Source organism: Caballeronia terrestris, from assembly GCF_001544515.1.
GTDB classification, from domain to species: Bacteria; Pseudomonadota; Gammaproteobacteria; order Burkholderiales; family Burkholderiaceae; genus Caballeronia; species Caballeronia terrestris.
Genome location: NZ_FCOL02000010.1, coordinates 80,045 through 99,810 on the forward strand (window position 1 = coordinate 80,045; position 19,766 = coordinate 99,810).

Below are 19,766 nucleotides of genomic sequence, written 5' to 3' on the forward strand. Positions count from 1 at the left end.
TCAGTAGGGCAGGAGGGCAAAGGCGTTGCCCTTGTCGCGGCTGTTACCGTCCCAGTTATGCGCGTGAGGGCTGCCGAATCCGTGATCATGATCGAAGTCGATATTGACCGCCGCGTTCCCTTTGCTGTCATAGAGCCGCATTTGCCCGCTTCCGGACGGGTTCACGACCCAGGTATCGGCCGGGCCGCTGGTGCGCGGCAACCACCCAAACTGACTGTCCGCAGCTGGCAGGGGTGGCTTCTTCGCCATACTCGAACGGTTGCGCATCGGTAAGCAGTGAGGGTACGACGCCCGGAGTGTCGGCATATTTGTCCTTCCAGCCCGCCGCCTCAAACATGGCGTCGAGCAGTGGCGACGCGCTTGTCATGCGAACCATGAAGCCCGCGTTGATGTCGTCGAGCAGCGCCTCGGTCACTTCCCACGAGGGGCGCTCGGCGTTTATCCGTTCGAGCTGCGCGAGATACCGTTCTTTGAACGACATGTCCGACGCCGCTTCTTCCGCAGCGCCGAGCCATGGCGCCTTCCGTTGCGCCGGTGGTACGTAGCCGCCTGACGAGGGAATCTTTTCCTGAACCACGTACACCGCGCCTTGCCGCACGCTGCGAGCCAGTTCTTCGAGCGTGTCACGGGCGTTGCGAGCGCTATGCCACGGAAAGGCGTTGCCCAAGAATTTCTGCACTCGGGCGACCAACTCCGCGTTTCGCTCCCATATATCCAAGTGCGCCGCGTCAAACATTTTGCGGCCATTCTCGACCGCGTTCTGCCGTTCGTCGGCGCTCCACCAAGGCCAATTCACGTCGTAGTCAGGCCGCAGACGAAGCGTGTATCGATACCCTCGATATAAGATAAGTTCGGTCCCCAATCATTGCGTTCTCTTATTGTGGAGGGACAAATCTCGCTCCCTTCGCGCGAAGGGCATCTCAATAAGCCGAACCAAGGCGTAGCGATGGAGCGAGCAGAGCGAGCAGAGAGAGAAATTCGGGACGTGCGTGCGGTCACACCCACGGCGGCGCTCTCAGCTTCTTGATGTCGGTAGCCATTAAAAGGAAGCGCGATGGCGTGGCCGGGCAGAAAGCCGTCACATCAACACAATATCGTACTGTTCCTGACTCAAATTCGACTCCACCTGCAGCGAAACCGGCTTCCCGATGAAATCCATCAGCATCGCGAGATGCTGCGACTCTTCCTCAAGAAACAGATCAATCACCTGCTGCGACGCCACCACGCGAAACTCGCGCGGATTGAACTGCCGCGATTCCCGCATGATCTCGCGCAGCACGTCGTAGCACACCGTGCGTGGCGTCTTCACCTGCCCCTTGCCCTCGCACACCGGACACGGTTCGCACAGCACATGCGCGAGCGATTCGCGCGTCCGCTTCCTCGTCATCTCGACGAGCCCGAGCTGCGAGAACCCATTGACGGTCACCCGCGTGCGATCCCGTGACAGCGCCTTCTTCAACTCGCCCAGCACCTGATCGCGATGCTCGACGTTCTCCATGTCGATGAAATCGATGATGATGATCCCGCCCAGATTGCGCAGCCGCAACTGCCGCGCGATCGTATGCGCGGCTTCGAGATTGGTCTTGAAGATCGTATCGTCGAAATTGCGCGCCCCGACGTAGCCGCCCGTATTGACGTCGATGGTCGTCATCGCCTCGGTCTGGTCGATCATCAGATAGCCGCCCGACTTCAGGTCGACGCGCCGCGACAGCGCCCGTTGAATCTCCGCCTCGATGTTGTACAAATCGAAGAGCGGCCGCTCGCCCGTGTAGTGATGCACGCGCGAGGCCACCGCTGGCGTGAACTCGGCGGCGAAGTCGGCGAGCATCTGATACGTTTCGCGCGAATCGACCTGAATGCGCGTGGTTTCATCGTTGACGAAATCGCGCAGCACGCGTTGCGCGAGGTTCAGGTCCTGATAGAGCAGCGTGGTCGGCGGCACGCGCTGCGCCTGAGCGACGATCGTCGCCCACGTCTTGCGCAGATACGCGACATCGGCGGCGAGTTCTTCGCTCGTCGCGTCCTCGGCGATCGTGCGCACGATGTAGCCGCCTTTCTCGTCGGCGGGCAGCACGGCGGTGAGCCGCGCGCGCACGGCTTCGCGCTCGGCCTCGCTCTCGATTTTCTGCGAAATCCCGATATGTGGTTCCTGCGGCAAATACACCAGCGTACGTCCGGCGATGCTCACCTGCGTGGACAGCCGCGCGCCCTTCGTGCCGATCGGGTCCTTCACGACCTGCACCATCAGCGACTGTCCTTCGAACACGATCTTCTCGATCGGCGTATGCGGCGTGTTCGAATGCGAGACGCCCGGAATGCGCGGATGCCAGATATCGGCGACATGGAGGAACGCGGCGCGCTCGAGGCCGATGTCGATGAACGCGGACTGCATGCCTGGCAACACGCGCACGACTTTGCCGAGATAGACATTGCCGACGCGTCCGCGCGACAGCGTGCGTTCAACGTGAAGCTCCTGCACGGCGACTTGCTGAACGAGTGCAACGCGGGTTTCCTGCGGTGTGACGTTGATCAGGATTTCTTCGTTCATGGCCTGTTTTAGAAGTCGACGCGCGCCACGCGCAAGAGTGCTGCGGTTTCGAAAAGGGGCAGACCCATGATACCCGAATAGGACCCCTCGATCCGCTCGATGAACTCAGCCGCCCGTCCCTGGATGCCGTATGCGCCGGCCTTGCCGAGCGGCTCGCCGGTCGCGGCGTAACGCTGCAACGCAGCACGATCGATGGCACCGAAGCGTACTTTAGAGCGCGAGAGCGCGGGTGGCAGCAGCGCGCCTTCCGCATCGACGACGGCGAGCGCCGTCAGCACTTCATGCTCGCGCGCGACAAGGCGTTCGAGCATCGCGATGGCTTCGGCAGCATCGGCGGGCTTGCCCATGATGGCGCCATCGACGGTGACGGTGGTATCGGCGACGAGGATCGGTGCGGCTGCGTGATGACCGCTTACGCGTCGCGCGTGCGCGGCCTCGGCCTTCAACGCGCAGACGCGCAGCACGTATGCATCGGGCGCTTCGCCGGGAAGCTCGGCTTCGAGCGCTTCGGCATCTTCGCCCGGACGCGGCAGCAGCAACTCGAAGCGCACGCCGAGCTGTTGCAACAGATCCTGCCTTCGCGGGCTTTGCGACGCGAGATACACGAAGGGATGAAGCGGCGAAGAAGTCGTCATGGGAAAGCGGGTCTCGGAAGGGAGGCGCGAGGACCGCTTTCGACGGGAGAAGGTCGGGTCTCTGGCGTGATCTCAGGCGCGATGATAGGGATGATTCTGCGTGATGCTCCACGCGCGGTAAAGCTGTTCGGCGAGCAGCACGCGGACCATACCGTGCGGCAGCGTCAGGCTCGACACGCGCAGCAGCACTTCGGCACGCGCCTTGACGCTGGGATCGAGCCCGTCGGCGCCGCCGATCACGAACGCGACGTCGCGTCCGTCCTGCTGCCAGCCGGGCAGGGCGCCCGCGAGCTGCATCGTGGTCCAGTCGCGGCCGCGTTCGTCGAGCGCGATCACGCGCGCGTTCTTCGGCAGCGCCGCTTCGATGCGTTGCCGCTCGGCCGCCATCACGCTCTCGGCGTTGCGCCCCGACGAGCGCTGCTCCGGCTTGATCTCGCGCAGTTCGATGCGCAGTTCCGGCGGCATGCGCTTCGCGTATTCGTCGAAGCCGCTCGTGATCCAGTCGGGCATCTTGTGTCCGACCGCGAGGATATGCAATTTCATGACGCGCGCCGCGTGAAGCCGCGGCTTAGCGGCGCGTCGTCTTGCGGGCCGGCCTGGCGGCGGGTGCGTCGTCCTCGTCGTCTTCCAGCGGCTCGCTCGCGCGTGCGCCGCCGAACGTGTTCTGGGTCTGCAGCTTGACGCGCACCGGCTTGTCGCCCCACACCTCTTCGAGGTTGTAGTACTGGCGCAGCGCGGGTTGCAGGATGTGCACGACGGCGTCGCCGCAATCGACCAGCACCCATTCGCCGACCTCTTCACCCTCGGTGCTCACGACGTCGCCGCCCTGTTCCTTGACCTTCTCGCGCACGCTGTTCGCGAGTGCCTTGGTCTGCCGGTTCGAGGTGCCGCTCGCGACGATCACACGGTCGAAGAGGGCGGTCAGGTGCGTCGTGTTGAACACCTTGATGTCCTGCGCCTTGACGTCTTCGAGACCGTCGATGATCGCGCGTTGAAGTTTTTGAATTTCCATAGTTACCGTTGATACAGATGATGTTGAACAATATAGTCCCACACGGTGGGCGGGACCTGGCTTCTCGCGTCAGGGTGGCCCGCCGGGTGGGACTGGAGTGAGGAGCGGCTCATCGCGCGCACGGCTTCGCGGATGGCGGTCGCCGAGACTTCCACCGCGAGCGTCTCGTCGATCAGGAAACCGCCGTGCGGCGTCGACTGCAACACGGACGGCGGCGCACGGCGCGCAGCGACTTCGGCCGCGACCGCTCCCGGTACGGTCGATACATCGAAGCCGGGCCGCGTTTCCACGCAGACGTGCGCGAAGTCGAAGAGGCGTTTCCAGTCGTGCCAGGAATCGAGATGCACGAGCTGGTCGGCGCCGATCAGAAGCGCGAGCGATGCATCCGCGCCTTCGCGCTCGCGCCAGCTCGCGAGCGTATCGATGGTGTAGGTCGGGCCGTCGCGCTCGACTTCATCGGTGGCGACGATCACCTCGACGCCCTCGAAGCGCATCGACGCCGCCGCGGCGCGCGTCATCGCGAGCCGGTGCTGCGGCGCCGAGACGTCCTTTTTTTGCCACGGCTGGCCGGCTGGCAGAAGCACGAGTTCGGTCAGTTGCAGCAAGTCGACGAAACGCGCCGCGAGCGCGAGGTGTCCGTCGTGGATCGGGTCGAACGTGCCGCCGAGCAGGCCGACGCGTCGCGCAGAAAGTCGATTCGGATTCAGTGGTCGATCCTTTGTCCGGTGAGCGCCTCGAAACACGAGCCGCACGAGCGCCACGAGCGCATTACACCCAATCCCGCGGCACGAGGAAATCGGTATAAAGCCGCGCTTCCGGCGTGCCCGGCTCCGGCTGCCAGTTGTAGCGCCAGTTCGCGACGGGCGGCATCGACATCAGGATCGATTCGGTGCGTCCCCCGCTTTGCAGCCCGAAATGCGTGCCGCGATCGAAAACCAGGTTGAATTCGACATAACGGCCACGCCGGTACGCCTGGAAGTCGCGCTCCGCTTCAGTGTACGGCGTGTCGCGGCGGCGCTCGATGATCGGCAGATACGCCTTCAGAAACGCGTCGCCGACGCTTTTCATCATCGCGAATGAGCGCTCGAAGCCGGGCTCCGAATAATCGTCGAAAAAAATCCCGCCGATGCCGCGCCGTTCGTCGCGGTGCTTCAGATAGAAATATTCGTCGCACCACGTCTTGAAGCGGGGGTACAGATCGGCGCCGAACGGTTCCAGCGCGTCGCGGCAGACGCGGTGGAATTGTCGCGCGTCTTCCTCGTAGCCGTAGCAGGGCGTTAGATCCATGCCGCCGCCGAACCAGAAGAGCGGCGCTTCGCCTTCCTTCGTCGCCATTAAAAGGCGCACGTTCATGTGCACTGTCGGGCAGTGCGGATTGCGCGGATGCATTACGAGCGAGACCCCAAGCGCCTCGAAGCCGCGCCCGGCCAACTGCGGCCGCGCGGCGCTCGCGGACGGCGGCAGCGCATCGCCCGCCACGTCCGAGAAGCCGATGCCGCCGCGCTCGAAAAACGCGCCGCTTTCGAGAATCCGCGTGCAACCGCCGCCGCGCAGGCGTTCCTCGGGGCCGCGCTGCCAGAGGTCGGTGGCGAACGCGGCGCCGTCGAAGGCGCCGAGCGTCGAGGCGATCTGCGCCTGCAGGCCGGTGAGGTAAGTGCGGACAGCTTGTACGTCGGGGGTCGTGTCGGTCATCGTTGCTGTATTGCGTGATACGGGCGCACGGTTTTAAAGCGTTCCCTTAAAAACGCGCTGCCGGACGCGAAGGTCCGGCAGCGCGAGTGAAGCCTCATTCACCGGTCCGTTCAGCCGTGGCGATCGGCCTGCTTGCGGTTTACCGCGCGATGGCCGATGTCGCGGCGATACTGCATGCCGTCGAAGGAAATCTGGTTCACTGTATCGTAGACCACGGATTGGGCGCCGCGCACCGAATCCGACAATCCGACGACACACAGCACCCGTCCGCCGTTGGTCGTCAGTTTGCCGTCCGCGAGCGTCGTGCCCGCGTGGAATGTCACGGCGTTGGCGGTTTCGGCCGGAATGCCGCTGATGCGGTCGCCTTTGCGCGGCGTCTCCGGGTAATGGTGCGCGGCGATCACGACGCCGAGCGCCGTACGACGGTCCCATTCGAGCTCCGCGCCGTCGAGCGTCCCGGCGATCGCCAGTTCGACCACTTTCGAGAAATCGCCCTTCAGACGCGCCATGATCGGCTGCGTCTCCGGGTCACCCATGCGGCAGTTAAATTCGAGCGTCTTCGGGTTGCCGTGCGCGTCGATCATCAGGCCGGCGTAGAGGAAACCGGTATAGCGGATGCCTTCGCTTTCCATGCCGCGCACCGTCGGCAGGATGATTTCGCGCATCACGCGCGCGTGCAGTTGTGGCGTGACGATCGGCGCGGGCGAGTACGCGCCCATGCCGCCGGTGTTCGGGCCGCGGTCGCCGTCGAGCAGGCGCTTGTGGTCCTGGCTCGACGCCAGCGCCAGCACGTGCTTGCCGTCGACCATCACGATGAAGCTCGCTTCCTCGCCTTCCAGGAATTCCTCGATCACGACGCGCGCGCCGGCGTCGCCGAGCTTGTTGTCGGCGAGCATCGAATCGACGGCCGCGTGCGCTTCTTCAAGCGACGTCGCGACGACCACGCCCTTGCCGGCCGCGAGCCCGTCGGCCTTGATGACGATCGGCGCGCCTTTCGCGTCGAGATACGCGTGGGCGGCGGCGGCATCGGTGAAGGTTTCGTACTCGGCGGTCGGGATATGGTGGCGCTTCATGAACGCCTTCGCGAAATCCTTCGAGCTTTCGAGCTGCGCGGCTTCCTTCGTCGGCCCGAAAATCTTGAGGCCACGCGAGCGGAACAGGTTCACGATGCCCGCCGCGAGCGGCGCTTCGGGGCCGACGACCGTCAGCGACACGTGCTCGGCCTCGACGAAATCGGCGAGAGCGGCCGGATCGGTGATGTCGATGTTGCGCAGGCGCTCGTCCTGCGCGGTGCCGCCGTTGCCGGGCGCCACGTAGACGATCTGGACGCGCGGCGACTGCGCGAGCTTCCAGGCGAGAGCATGTTCGCGACCGCCGGAACCGACGACGAGTAACTTCATTTGAATCCCCGAAATACTTAAAAAGCCAGTGGCGGCGTCGCGCGAGTCGACGGTGCGGGTTGCTGTCGTTGGTGCTGGAACAAGGTCAATTGAGAAGGGCGCTCGCGCGAGTGTCTGCGGCGTCACGCACTTTGCGGCAACAATTTCCGTCTCACGCTATCCGCGTCAGTTCGAACTAAAGCGAAACCCGTTCCATGCGCGCGCCTGAGCGCCATTACGCGTCGTTGATCGCCGCGTTTGTAAAGACTTCCTGCACGTCGTCGAGATTTTCGAGCGCATCGAGCAGTTTTTGCATTTTCGCCGCCTCGTCGCCGCTGAATTCGACTTCCGTTTGCGGCTTCATAGTGACTTCGGCGAGTTCCGCCTTGAAGCCGGCGCCTTCCAGCGCGCTCTTCACTTTCGGGAAATCGTTCGCCGGGCAGATCACCTCGATGCTGCCGTCCTCGTTCGTCACGACGTCGTCCGCGCCCGCCTCAAGCGCCGCGTCCATCAGCTTGTCTTCCGGCGTGCCGGGCGCGAACAGGAACAGGCCGACGTGATCGAACATGAACGACACCGAGCCGTCCGTGCCCATGTTGCCGCCGAACTTCGAGAACGCGTGCCGCACTTCCGCCACCGTGCGCGTGCGGTTGTCCGTCATCGTGTCGACGATGATCGCCGCGCCGCCGATGCCGTAGCCTTCGTAGCGGATTTCCTCGTAGTTCGCGCCGTCTACGCCGCCCGTGCCGCGCTGGATCGCGCGGTTGATGTTGTCCTTGGGCATGTTGGCGTCGTACGCCTTGTCGACGGCGAGCCGCAGGCGCGGGTTCGTGTCGGCGTCGCCGCCGCCCATGCGGGCCGCGACCTGGATTTCCTTGATGAGACGCGTCCAGACCTTGCCGCGCTTCGCATCGGCCGCTGCTTTCTTATGCTTGATGTTGGCCCATTTCGAATGACCCGCCATTACCTTTCTCCGTCCCGCGCGCAGGGTCGATGAACCGCGCGCCTTGTTTCAATGTGTCCGCCCGGCTTAAGCGACCGGCTTGCGACCGGCTTGGGAGAGCGTCGATCGATGCGTGCTTTTTTGCCTGGGTTTTGCCCGCTCTTGCATCGGCGGTGCTGCGTCCCGCTTGGGCTGCGGCGTTTTCCGCAGGATCGATGCCTGCGCTGCATGCCTGCGGCCGCGAGTTTGAGCAAAACGAAATTTTATCACGGCGCCCGATGCCATCAGGCGCCGCCAGCCGCGAAAAACGGCCGCAGACAATCGGAAAACGCCGGAAAGAGGGGTTTTCGCGGGACGTTTGGGAATCGTCCCGCATGCGGATGAGCTTCGGCCAGCCTCAGTTGCGGGTGCCGAACAGCCGGTCGCCGGCGTCGCCCAAGCCGGGCACGATATAAGCATGGTCGTTCAGGTGCGAATCCAGCGACGCCACGTACAGCTTCACGTCCGGGTGCGCATCGGAAAAAACTTTCACGCCTTCGGGCGCCGCGACCAGCGCCACGAAGATGATGTTTTCGCCGTGCACCTTGCGCCGCTTCATCACGTCGACGGCGTGCACCGCCGAATAGCCCGTCGCGACCATCGGATCGCACAGGATGAAGACGCGCTCCTCCAGGTCTGGCGGCAGGCGCACGAGATACTCGACCGGGCGATGATCGTCGTCGCGATACACGCCGATGTGGCCGACCCGCGCCGACGGCACGAGATCGAGCAGCCCGTCCGACATGCCTATGCCCGCGCGCAGCACCGGCACGATCGCGAGCTTCTTGCCGGCGATCACGGGCGCGTCGATCTCGACGAGCGGCGTTTCCACGCGCTTGGTCGTGAGCGGCAGGTTGCGGGTGATTTCATAGCCCATCAGCAGCGTGATTTCGCGCAGGAGCTCGCGGAACGTGCGCGTGGACGTGTCCTTGTCGCGCATGTGGGTGAGCTTGTGCTGGATCAGCGGGTGATCGAGGATGAAGAGATTCGGAAAACGGCTGTCCTGTTTCATGGGATTCGCGCGCGAGGCGCTGCTGGAAGTGAGGTTCGGCCGACGGCGCTCGTGCCTTGCTATGCCGTGATGCTGTCGACGCCTGGAGCGCACATGCGCCGCGCTTTAGGCGATCTCGCCAGTTTACCGAATTTGGGATGGACCATCGCCAAGATTCGACGGACGGCGGTCAGGGCGTCGAGGATGCGTCCAACGTCCGCGCCCCGATTCTTCTAGAATTGCGCGAACGGGTCCGTCCCGGCATCGACAGCGGCATCTCGTCACAAGTCAACCGAAAGGAGCAACGATGGATATGGGAATCGCGGGCCGCACGGCCCTGGTTTGCGCCGCCAGCAAAGGACTCGGGCGCGGCTGCGCCGAAGCGCTCGCCGCCGAGGGCGTCAATCTCGTGATCACCGCGCGCACGAAGGAGACGCTCGAGGCCACCGCCGCCGAGATCCGCGCGAAGTACGGCGTCGACGTGACGGCGGTCGCGTGCGATATCACCACGCCCGAAGGCCACGCGGCGGCGCTCGCGCCGTGTCCGTCGCCCGACATCCTCGTGAACAACGCGGGCGGACCGCCGTCGGGCGACTTCCGCCAGTTCTCGCACGACGACTGGATCAGGGCGCTCGACGCCAACATGCTCACGCCGATCGAGCTGATCAAGCGGACCATCGACGGCATGATCGACCGCGGGTTCGGGCGGATCGTGAACATCACGAGCTCGTCGGTGAAGGCGCCGATCGACGTGCTCGGTTTGTCGAACGGGGCGCGCTCGGGGCTCACGGGCTTCGTCGCGGGCGTCGCGCGCAGGGTCGCTTCGACCGGCGTCACGATTAACAACCTGCTGCCGGGCGCGTTCGACACGGATCGCATCGCGGTCACGCTCGTGGCGCAGGCGAAGGCGGAGAACATCACGCTCGAGGAAGCGCGTGCGCGCCGCGCGAAGAGCCTGCCCGCCGGCCGCTTCGGCACGCCCGACGAATTCGGCCGCGCCTGTGCGTTCCTGTGCAGCGTGCACGCCGGGTACGTGATCGGGCAGAACTGGCTCATCGACGGCGGGGCTTATCCGGGCACGTATTAACGGGCCCACTCGATAAACATAAACAGGAGATACACCCTCATGAGCACACGCGTCGCTTTGATCGCGCACGACATGAAGAAGGACGACATCGTCGCGCTGGCGGGCGAATACGTCGATACGCTCGCGCAATGCCAGTTGCTCGCGACCGGCACGACCGGTTCGCGGATCGCGGCGGCGCACGGGCTGGAGGTCGAGCGCAAGCTCTCGGGCCCGCACGGCGGCGACTTGCAGATCGGCGCGGAACTGGCGGAAGGGCGCGTGGACGTCGTGATCTTCCTGCGCGACCCGATGACGCCCCAGCCGCACGAACCCGACATCAACGCGCTCGTGCGCGCCTGCGACGTGCACAACATCCCGTGCGCGACGAACATCTCGACGGCGCGCATGATCCTCGACGAGCTCAAGCTGCGCTTTTCGCGCGCGGCGTGACCGGCCAATCAGACAACGAACGGAGATACCCATGACAAAGACAAAAGCGATTCGATTCGACAAGACCGGTGGCCCGGAAGTGATGAAGTGGGTCGACGTAGAGGTCGGCGAGCCGGGCAAGGGCGAGATTCGAGTGAAGCACCACGCGGTGGGCCTCAATTTCATCGACGTGTATTTCCGCAACGGCCTCTATCCGATGCCGCTGCCCGGCGGCCTCGGCATGGAAGGCGCGGGCGAAGTGACGGCGATCGGCGAGGGCGTTTCGCAATTCAAGCCGGGCGATCGCGTGGCGTACGCGTCGCGGCCGCCGGGCGCGTATGCGGAGGAGCGGGTGATGTCGGCGGATTACGTCGTCGCGCTGCCCGATTCGATCGGCTATGAAGATGCCGCGTCGATCATGCTGCAGGGGCTCACCGCGCAGTATCTGCTGCGGCGCACGTATCGCGTGAAGGCGGGCGATACGGTGCTGATCCACGCGGCGGCGGGCGGCGTTGGCTTGCTCGCGTGCCAGTGGGCGAAGGCGCTTGGGGCGACGGTGATCGGTACGGTCGGTTCGGATGAGAAGGCGGAGCTCGCGAAGGCGCACGGCTGCGATTGCCCGATCGTCTATACGCACGACAACTTTACGAAGCGAGTTCGCGAGATCACGAACGGGGCGGGCGTGCCGGTGGTCTACGATTCGATCGGGAAGGATACGTATACGGCGTCGCTCGACTGTCTGGCGCCGCTGGGGCTCTTTGTGAGCTTCGGGAATTCGTCGGGGCCGCTGCCGCCTATTGATTCGTCGGAGTTCGCCGGGCGCGGGTCGCTCTACTTCACGCGGCCTACGTTGTTCAGCTATATCGCGAAACGGAGCGATCTCGATGCGATGGCGGCGGAGTTGTTCGAGGTGGTGGGCTCGGGGAAGGTCAAAACCAACGTTCGGCAAAAGTATCCGCTTCAGGAAGCAGCGCGGGCGCATGAGGATCTCGAAGGGCGGAAGACGACGGGGTCGACGGTTTTGTTGCCGTGAAGTTTGATACTCAGAAGCGCAGCGGGCGCCGTTTCTGTGGTTCGCTAAGTGAAATGCCCATGAGCTACGTCATGGGCATTTTTTTGCGCCGCTACGACTAACCCGCGAACCAATTGCGGTGCAGTTCGTTTATGTGTTGGACGACTTTATCCCCGTCCTTGACATGAGGCTGGACGATTTCACTGGACTTCGTAAAGCGATGTCCGACTCGAACGGCATAGGATTTGCATGCCCAACTGACAAAGCCGGGATAGCAGCCTGCGCCGTCAACGTCCTGCCACTTGACGCCATTCGAGAAACGGTCCCAGGGAAGAATGCCGCGGCGAATCCAGACGCCGTCACTGTTGGTGTATATGTGGACGCTCCTAAGCCCTGGCGCTCGACGAAGCGCAGCCGCGAAGTTGAAAACACCAGGCGGCCGCTTTGGCCCCGCGACCGACCACCATGAGCCGCCCCGACCCCGACCAACTGCTCGACAAACTGCAACGCGAGGAAGAGCAGCGCCAGCGCGGACGCCTGAAGATTTTCTTCGGCGCGTCGGCGGGCGTTGGCAAGACCTACGCGATGCTCCAGGCTGCACGCCGCCGTCACGACGAAGGCGACGACGTCGTCGTCGGCATCGTGGAGACGCATGGACGCAGCGAAACAGCGGCGCAGCTCGAAGGGCTCGACGTGCTGCCGCGCGCGACGATCGGCTATCGCGAGCGCACGCTGACCGAATTCGATCTCGACGCGGCGCTCGCGCGTCATCCGCAACTCATCCTCGTCGACGAACTCGCGCATTCGAACGTGCCCGGCGCGCGCCATCTGAAGCGCTGGCAGGACGTACACGAACTGATCGACGCGGGCATCGACGTCTATACGACGGTCAACGTCCAGCATCTGGAGAGCCTGAACGACGTGGTCGGCCAGATTACCGGCATCCGCGTGTTCGAGACGGTGCCCGACCGCGTGCTCGACAGCGCCGACGAAGTGACGCTCGTCGACCTGCCGCCTGAGGAACTGCTCGAGCGCCTCGGCCAGGGCAAGGTCTACATGCCGCAGCAGGCCGAGCGCGCGGTCCGCAATTTCTTTCGCAAGGGCAACCTGATCGCGCTGCGCGAGCTGGCGCTCAGGCGCACGGCCGATCGTGTCGATGCGCAGATGCGGGAATATCGGGCGGATCGTTCGATCGCGCGCATCTGGCAGGCGCGCGAGCGGCTTCTGGTGTGCGTCGGCCCCGGCACCGATGCGCCCGCGCTCGTGCGTGCCGCCGCGCGTCTCGCCGCGAGCCTCAAGGCCGACTGGATCGCGGCCTACGTCGAAACGCCGCGTCTGCAGAAGCTGCCGGATGCGCGCCGCGAACGCACGATGCAGGCGCTTAAATTCGCCACCGAGCTCGGCGCGGAAACGGTGACGCTCGCAGGCGACGATGCCGTCGCGACGCTGATCGGCTATGCGCAGGCGCGCAATGTATCGAAGCTGGTCGCGGGGGCTTCGGCGCGGCGCGGGCTCGCGCGCTTGCTCCGGCGGCCGTTCAGCGAACAACTCGCCGAGCGCGCCGGCGACCTCGATCTCACCTTGATCCGCGCGCGGGAAGACGTACGGCACATGCCGGCCGATTCCTCCGATGCCGCCGCGAGCGCGTGGCGCGACGCGCTTTCGGCGGCGCGCGAGCAGCGCTCGCCGCCGCGCGCGTACGCGTATGCGGTCGCGATTTGCGCGGTGGCGACGCTCGTCGCGAGCGCTGTCAGCGATCGCCTCGATCTTGCGAACCTCGTGATGCTGTACCTGCTCGGCGTCGTGTTCACCGCCGTGCGGCTCGGGCGCGGTCCCGGCGTGATGCTGTCGTTCCTCTCCGTCGCGGCGTTCGATTTCTTCTTCGTGCCGCCGCTCATGTCGCTGACGGTATCGGATACGCAATACGTGCTGACCTTCGCCGGCATGCTGCTGACGTCGCTCGTGATCAGCCATCTCACGTCGAGCCTGCGGCGCGAGGCGCGCGTCGCCGAGAAGCGCGAGCGGCGCACGAGCGCGATGTACGCGATGGCGGGCGAACTGGGCGCGGCGCTCGCGACCGAGCAGATCGTCGGCATCGGCATGCGGCACGTGAGCGAAGTGTTCCGCGCGCAGGTCGCGATGCTCCTGCCCGACAGCGCCGACAAAATGCGTCAGAAGCTCGATGCGACCGCAACGGATAGCGCCACGTTCCTGCTCGATGCCAAAGCGCTCGATCCGGATGTCGCGCAATGGGTTTACGACCAGCAGAAGCCGGCGGGGCGAGGCACCGACACGCTGCCCGCCGCCGCCGCGCTCTACTTGCCGCTCAGGGCGCCGATGCGCACGCGCGGCGTGCTGGCCGTGTTGACGCGCGATCCGGCCGAGCTCGACGTGCCCGAGCAAAAACGCATGCTCGACACGTTCGCCGCGCAGATCGCGCTTGCGCTGGAGCGCGTGCATTACGTCGATATCGCCCGCGATGCGCTCGTCAGCATGGAGTCCGAGCGGCTGCGCAATTCGCTGTTGTCGGCGGTGTCGCACGATTTGCGCACGCCGCTCACGGCGATCGTCGGCTTCGCTTCCATGCTGGGTCAATCGAACGGCGACGTGCGCTCAGCAGCGAACGCCGAGCTGATCGAAGCGATCCACGACGAATCGTTGCGCATGGCGAGCATCGTCGCGAACGTGCTCGACATGGCGCGGTTGCAGGCGGGCGGCTTGCGGCTCAACCGGCAATGGACGCTCCTGGAGGAGACGGTGGGCGCCGCGCTCAGGGCGTGCCGGCGGATGCTCGGCGATCGTGCGGTCGACGTGCGTCTTCCCGCCGACCTGCCGCTCGTGCAACTCGATGCCGTTCTGATGGAGCGGCTCCTGTCCAACCTGCTGGAGAACGCATCGAAATACACGCGTGCCGATGCGCGCCTGGCGATCGGCGCGGAGCGCATCGAGATCGACGGCAAGCCGTTCGTGCGCGTGACCCTCGACGATACCGGCCCGGGCCTGCCGCCCGCGATGGTCGATCGCGTGTTCGAGAAGTTCACGCGCGGCGAGAAGGAATCGGCGCAACCGGGGATCGGGCTCGGGCTCTCGATTTGCCGTGCGATCGTCGAGGCGCACGGCGGTACAATCGGCGCGGCCAACCGGGCGGACGAACGAGGGCGTATCGAAGGCGCGCGCTTCTGGTTCACGCTGCCCGTCGACGCGCCGCCGCCTGCGCCGGTTCTCGAAGAAGACGAACGCGACCCTGCGGCGCATGAACCGCCCGCATCGAAGACCACGACATGACCGAGCCCACCGTTACCGTCGTCCTGATCGAAGACGAAAAGCAGATCCGCCGCTTCGTGCGTGTCTCGCTCGAAGCGGAGGGCATTGCGGTGCACGAAGCGGAGACGGGCAAGCAGGGGCTCGTCGAGGCGGCGACGCGCAAGCCCGATCTCGTGATCGTCGATCTGGGATTGCCGGATACCGACGGCATCGACGTGATCCGCGAATTGCGAAGCTGGACCGAACTGCCGGTGATCGTGCTGTCGGCGCGCACGCAGGAAGAGGAGAAGGTCGCCGCGCTCGATGCCGGCGCCGACGATTACCTGACCAAGCCGTTCGGGGTGTCGGAGCTGATGGCGCGGATTCGTGCGCATCTGCGACGGCGGAATCAGGCGGCGGGGAGCGAATCGCCGCGGGTTTCGTTTGGAGCGGTGGTGGTCGATCTCGGGCTGCGGCAAGTGACGCGCGACGGCGCGCCCGTGCATCTGACGCCGATCGAATATCGTCTGCTCTCGACACTCGTGCGGCACGCAGGGCGCGTGCTGACGCATCGGCAACTGCTGCGCGAGGTGTGGGGGCCGTCGCATGTGGAAAGCCACCACTACCTGCGCATTTACATGGCGCATCTGCGGCAGAAACTCGAGCGCGATGCCGCGCAGCCCGAGCATATCGTTACGGAGACGGGGGTGGGGTATCGGTTGGTGGGGGCGTCCTAGCTGGCTTTAGTTGGCAAGCGCTTCGAGTTCGTCCAGCACGTCATCGATCGCCGCATCCCCGCCGACAAACCCGATCACTTTATCCTTCACCCCGCGCTTCACGCTTTCGACCGCGATCCGCGCCACATCTTCGCGCGACACCGCTGGTGCGTTCACCACACGCTCGCTCGCCAGCGCGATCGTCCCGCTGGCAGCTTCATCCGACAGCGGACCCGGCCGCAGGATCACATACGGCACGCCGCGCCTTTGCACGTAGTCGTCGCTTTCGCGCTTCATCTTCGCGTAATGCTTCAGCGCGAGCGAATTCGCCTCGGGCCAGTACGCCGAGATCGCGCTGATCACGACGAGTTGCTGCACGCGCCGGCGCTTCGCGTAATCCGCGGCGCGCTGCACGGCGTCGCGATCGATCGCGCGCTCCTCGTTCACACCCTCCGTTTCCGACGACCCGGCGGCGTAAATGACGTGCGTGACGTCGTCGAAGGCGTGCGAGAAATCGTGACTGAGATCGCCGAGCACGATCTCGGCGCCCAAAGCCGCGAATTCGGGTTTGTGCGCGGACTTGCGCAACAGTGCCTTGAACGCGACGCCTTCACGTTGCAACTGCCGCGCGATGTGGCGGCCAGTACGGCCGTGCGCGCCGATCAGCAGGACTTTCATTGAAAACGCTCCTCGTGAGGTTGGAGTGCCTTAACGTTAAGCGATTTTTTCGGATCGTGCTGTCGGGACTTTTACTCTGTCGCGCTCGCCGTTTGCGCGCCACCTTCCTTACGCGCCCGCCGCTCCTCCGCCCGCACCCGAAACCGGTCCATATAAAGATAAACCACCGGCGTCGTATAAAGCGTCAGCATCTGGCTCACGATCAACCCGCCGACGATCGCGATCCCCAGCGGCGCGCGCATCTCCGACCCTTCGCCCGTGCCGAATGCGAGCGGCAGCGCGCCCAGCAACGCGGCGGCGGTCGTCATCATGATCGGCCTGAAACGCAGCAGACACGCCTGCTCGATCGCCTCCCGCGAGGTCGTTGCGCCGTGCCGCGACGCCTCGATCGCGAAGTCGACCATCATGATCGCGTTCTTCTTCACGATGCCGATCAGCAGGATCACCGCGATCATCGCGATGATGCTGAACTCGGTCTTGAAGAGCAGCAGCGCGAGCAGCGCGCCCACGCCCGCGGAGGGCAGCGTCGAAAGAATGGTGATCGGATGGATGTAGCTCTCGTACAAAATGCCGAGCACGATGTACACCGCCGCCAGCGCCGCGAGAATCAGGAGCGGCTGGTCGTTCATCGACTGCTGGAACGCCTGCGCCGTGCCCTGAAAACTGCCGTGGATTGTGCTCGGCACGCCGATGGTCGCCATCGTCTCGTAGATCGCGGCCGTCGCATCGGACAGCGACTTGCCGGGCGGCAGGTTGAACGAAATCGTCGAGGCGACGAACTGGCTCTGATGATTCACCGACAGCGGCGTGTTGCCCGGCCCGAACTTCGCGATCGCGGAGAGCGGGATCATCGTTTCCTTCGACGTCGATACCGCCGCGCCCGATGACGATCCCGACTTGCCGCTCGCCGCGATCGCGTTGGTCGCGGAGTTGCGCACGGAGTCGAGCGAGAGCTGCGTCGCGGTATCCGTCGTGGCGCCGGAGGTGGAAGTGGAGGCGGTCGCGGCCGTCGCGTTGGAGGTGGTGGTCGAATTCGTCGATGCCGCTCCGCTCGCCGTTCCGCCCGACGTGCTGACGTAGATCTGCTTGAGCATCTCCGGGTCCTGCCAGTACTTCGGCGCGACCTCCATCACGACGTGGTACTGCGACAGCGCGTTGTAGATCGTCGATACCTGGCGCTGGCCGAACGCGTCGTAGAGCGTGTTGTCGATCTGCGCAGGCTTGATGTTGAAGCGCGCGGCGGTCGCGCGGTCGAACGTGACCATCGCTTCCAGGCCGCCTTGCTGCTGGTCGGAGTTGACGTCGGTGAGTTCGGAGCGGCGTTGCAGCGCCTCGGTGAGCAGCGGGCCCCATTTGTAGAGATCGGCGGTGGAATCGGAGAGCATCGTGAACTGATATTGCGCGTTCGACTGCCGCCCGCCCACGCGAATATCCTGTACGGCCTGCAGGAACGTGCGCGCGCCGGCGACGTCCGCGAGCGGCTTGCGCAGGCGCTGGATCACGGTATCCGCCGAGTCGCCGCGCACGCTCTTGGGCTTGAGCGACACAAACATGAAACCCGAATTGGTCTGCCGCCCGCCGGTGAAGCCCGCGACGCTGTCCACGGCCGGATCGGCCTGCACGATGCGCATCATCTCGGCGAATTTCACCTTCATCGCCTGGAACGACGTGCTCTGGTCTGCCTGAATCCCGCCGACGATGCGCCCCGTATCCTGCTGCGGGAAAAAGCCCTTCGGCACGATGATGTATAGATAGACGTTGAGCCCGATCGTCGCGAGCAGCACGACGAGAATCAGCCGCGGATGCTCGAGCGCCCAGCCGAGCGTGCGCGCATAGCCGCGCTGCATGCGCTCGAACTGGCGCTCGAGCCATGCGCCGAAGCGCCCCGGTTCCTGCAATTCGTGCGGCTCCTGTAAAAGCCGCGCGCACATCATCGGCGTGACGGTCAGCGAGACCGCGAGCGAGACGGCGATCGCAAGCGAAAGCGTCAGCGCGAACTCGCGGAACAGCCGCCCGACGATGCCGCCCATCAGCAGGATCGGCAGGAACACGGCGACGAGCGACACGCTGATCGACAGCACCGTGAAGCCGACTTCCTTCGCGCCGAGGATCGCGGCCTTCATGCGCGGCACGCCGTTTTCGATATGCCGCGTGATATTTTCGAGCACGACGATCGCATCGTCGACGACGAAGCCGGTCGCGATGGTCAGCGCCATCAGCGAGAGGTTGTCGAGCGAGAAGCCGAGCAGGTACATCGCCGCGAAGGTGCCGATGATCGAGATCGGCACGGCGACGCTCGGAATGAGCGTCGCGCGCCAGTTGCGCAGGAAGAGGAACACGACCATCACGACGAGCGCGACCGCGATCGCGAGCGTGAGCTCGGTGTCGTGCAGCGAGGCGCGGATCGTGGTCGAGCGGTCGGCGGTCGGCGTGATCTCGACGTCGCGCGGGAGCGCGGCCTGCAGCTGCGGCAGCATCGACTTCACGCGATCGATCGTTTCAATGATGTTCGCGCCCGGCTGGCGATACAGGATCACGAGCACGGCGCGCTTGCCGTTGATGAGGCCGAGGTTGCGCAAGTCCTCGACCGAATCGACGACTTCGCCCACGTCCGAGAGCCGCACCGCCGAGCCATTGCGGTACGCGACCACCAGATCGCGGTACTGGTCCGCCTTGCTCGCCTGGTCGTTGGTGTAGAGCTGAAAGCGCGTGCCCTTGAACTCGATCGCGCCTTTCGGGCTGTTCGCGTTCGCCGAGGCGAGCGCCGCCCGTACGTCCTCCAGCCCGATGCCATAGTGAAACAGTGCGCCCGGTTCCAGCTCGACGCGCACGGCCGGATTCGCGGAACCGCTCACGTCGACTTCCCCGACACCCGGCACGGTCGAAAGCGTTTGCTGAAGCACGGTCGCGGCCGAGTCGTAGAGTGAGCCGGCCGTGCGCGTCGGCGACGAGAGCGCTAGCACGAGGATCGGCGCGTCAGCGGGATTGACCTTGTGGTATGTCGGATTGCTCTTGAGTGACGCCGGCAAGTCGGCGCGCGCGGCGTTGATCGCGGCCTGCACGTCGCGCGCGGCGCCGTCGATGTCGCGATTCAGGCCGAATTGCAGCGTGATGCGCGTCGAGCCGACCGCGCTCTGCGACGTCATCTCGGTGACGTCGGCGATCGAGCCGAGATGGCGTTCCAGCGGACTCGCGACGCTCGTCGCGACGGTCTCCGGGCTCGCGCCCGGCAGGCTGGCCTGCACGGAGATCGTCGGGAAATCGACTTGCGGCAAGGGCGCGACCGGCAACTTCACGAACGCGAACATGCCTGCGAGCGCGACACCGATCGCGAGCAGCGTCGTCGCGACAGGGCGGGCGATGAAGGGGCGCGAGAGGTTCAT

The 19,766-nt window shown here is 65.1% G+C and carries 19 protein-coding genes; 5 read left to right on the plus strand and 14 right to left on the minus strand.

All coding sequences use genetic code 11. The features are described 5' to 3' along the window. The 12 genes from AWB67_RS40775 to upp all read right to left on the minus strand — a co-directional run bounded on the left by AWB67_RS40775 (position 1) and on the right by upp (position 9,260). Positions 1–141, minus strand: a complete 141-nt coding sequence (locus AWB67_RS40775) for a hypothetical protein (RefSeq protein ID WP_159964828.1) — start codon at positions 139–141, stop codon at positions 1–3. Beyond that, positions 128–796: a hypothetical protein gene (locus AWB67_RS11375; protein WP_125477582.1), complete on the minus strand. Its 669-nt coding sequence runs from the start codon at positions 794–796 to the stop codon at positions 128–130. Before AWB67_RS11375 ends, AWB67_RS40775 begins: the two co-directional genes overlap by 14 nt. A 282-nt stretch (positions 797–1,078) precedes the next feature. Further along, positions 1,079–2,548 carry a ribonuclease G gene (rng, locus tag AWB67_RS11380; RefSeq protein WP_087656346.1) on the minus strand — a complete coding sequence of 490 codons (1,470 nt, stop codon included), beginning with the start codon at positions 2,546–2,548 and terminating at the stop codon, positions 1,079–1,081. Between the two features lie 8 nt (positions 2,549–2,556). Then, on the minus strand, positions 2,557–3,183 hold the full coding sequence (locus AWB67_RS11385) for a Maf family protein (RefSeq protein ID WP_087656347.1): 627 nt from the start codon (positions 3,181–3,183) through the stop codon (positions 2,557–2,559). Between the two features lie 72 nt (positions 3,184–3,255). Next, on the minus strand, positions 3,256–3,726 hold the full coding sequence (rlmH, locus tag AWB67_RS11390; protein ID WP_087656348.1) for a 23S rRNA (pseudouridine(1915)-N(3))-methyltransferase RlmH: 471 nt from the start codon (positions 3,724–3,726) through the stop codon (positions 3,256–3,258). A gap of 25 nt (positions 3,727–3,751) precedes the next feature. Further along, positions 3,752–4,195, minus strand: a complete 444-nt coding sequence (gene rsfS, locus AWB67_RS11395) for a ribosome silencing factor (protein ID WP_087656349.1) — start codon at positions 4,193–4,195, stop codon at positions 3,752–3,754. Between the two features lie 2 nt (positions 4,196–4,197). Further along, the gene (locus AWB67_RS11400; RefSeq protein ID WP_235025108.1) at positions 4,198–4,938 is read right to left on the minus strand and encodes a nicotinate-nucleotide adenylyltransferase; all 741 of its coding nucleotides are present in this window, start codon (positions 4,936–4,938) and stop codon (positions 4,198–4,200) included. Positions 4,939–4,963: 25 nt separating this feature from the next. Beyond that, positions 4,964–5,887 carry an oxygen-dependent coproporphyrinogen oxidase gene (hemF, locus tag AWB67_RS11405; protein ID WP_087656350.1) on the minus strand — a complete coding sequence of 308 codons (924 nt, stop codon included), beginning with the start codon at positions 5,885–5,887 and terminating at the stop codon, positions 4,964–4,966. Positions 5,888–5,997: 110 nt separating this feature from the next. Beyond that, positions 5,998–7,287, minus strand: a complete 1,290-nt coding sequence (gene purD, locus AWB67_RS11410) for a phosphoribosylamine--glycine ligase (protein ID WP_087656351.1) — start codon at positions 7,285–7,287, stop codon at positions 5,998–6,000. Positions 7,288–7,501: 214 nt separating this feature from the next. Then, on the minus strand, positions 7,502–8,230 hold the full coding sequence (locus tag AWB67_RS11415; RefSeq protein ID WP_087656352.1) for a YebC/PmpR family DNA-binding transcriptional regulator: 729 nt from the start codon (positions 8,228–8,230) through the stop codon (positions 7,502–7,504). Further along, a complete protein-coding gene (locus tag AWB67_RS40780) occupies positions 8,193–8,585 on the minus strand; it encodes a hypothetical protein (protein ID WP_159964830.1) in 393 nt (130 codons plus the stop codon). The genes AWB67_RS11415 and AWB67_RS40780 overlap by 38 nt, the downstream gene beginning before the upstream one ends. A 21-nt stretch (positions 8,586–8,606) precedes the next feature. Then, complete coding sequence (upp, locus tag AWB67_RS11420; protein WP_087656353.1) at positions 8,607–9,260, minus strand: uracil phosphoribosyltransferase; 654 nt, start codon at positions 9,258–9,260, stop codon at positions 8,607–8,609. Positions 9,261–9,546: 286 nt separating this feature from the next. Between upp and AWB67_RS11425 the strand changes: the two genes are divergently transcribed. The 5 genes from AWB67_RS11425 to kdpE all read left to right on the plus strand — a co-directional run bounded on the left by AWB67_RS11425 (position 9,547) and on the right by kdpE (position 15,726). Continuing rightward, positions 9,547–10,326 carry an SDR family oxidoreductase gene (locus AWB67_RS11425; RefSeq protein ID WP_087656354.1) on the plus strand — a complete coding sequence of 260 codons (780 nt, stop codon included), beginning with the start codon at positions 9,547–9,549 and terminating at the stop codon, positions 10,324–10,326. A 39-nt stretch (positions 10,327–10,365) separates the two neighbouring features. Beyond that, positions 10,366–10,755, plus strand: a complete 390-nt coding sequence (locus tag AWB67_RS11430) for a methylglyoxal synthase (protein ID WP_087656355.1) — start codon at positions 10,366–10,368, stop codon at positions 10,753–10,755. Between the two features lie 31 nt (positions 10,756–10,786). After that, the gene (locus tag AWB67_RS11435) at positions 10,787–11,767 is read left to right on the plus strand and encodes a quinone oxidoreductase family protein (RefSeq protein ID WP_087656356.1); all 981 of its coding nucleotides are present in this window, start codon (positions 10,787–10,789) and stop codon (positions 11,765–11,767) included. Between the two features lie 444 nt (positions 11,768–12,211). Continuing rightward, positions 12,212–15,031, plus strand: a complete 2,820-nt coding sequence (locus AWB67_RS11440) for a DUF4118 domain-containing protein (protein WP_087656357.1) — start codon at positions 12,212–12,214, stop codon at positions 15,029–15,031. Next, a complete protein-coding gene (gene kdpE, locus AWB67_RS11445) occupies positions 15,028–15,726 on the plus strand; it encodes a two-component system response regulator KdpE (RefSeq protein WP_087656358.1) in 699 nt (232 codons plus the stop codon). Before AWB67_RS11440 ends, kdpE begins: the two co-directional genes overlap by 4 nt. A 6-nt stretch (positions 15,727–15,732) precedes the next feature. On the opposite strand, the gene AWB67_RS11450 is transcribed toward kdpE, so the two are convergent. Together AWB67_RS11450 and AWB67_RS11455 are read right to left on the minus strand one after the other, a co-directional pair. Further along, positions 15,733–16,383 carry an SDR family oxidoreductase gene (locus AWB67_RS11450; RefSeq protein WP_087656359.1) on the minus strand — a complete coding sequence of 217 codons (651 nt, stop codon included), beginning with the start codon at positions 16,381–16,383 and terminating at the stop codon, positions 15,733–15,735. Between the two features lie 71 nt (positions 16,384–16,454). Continuing rightward, on the minus strand, positions 16,455–19,766 hold the full coding sequence (locus AWB67_RS11455; RefSeq protein WP_087656360.1) for an efflux RND transporter permease subunit: 3,312 nt from the start codon (positions 19,764–19,766) through the stop codon (positions 16,455–16,457).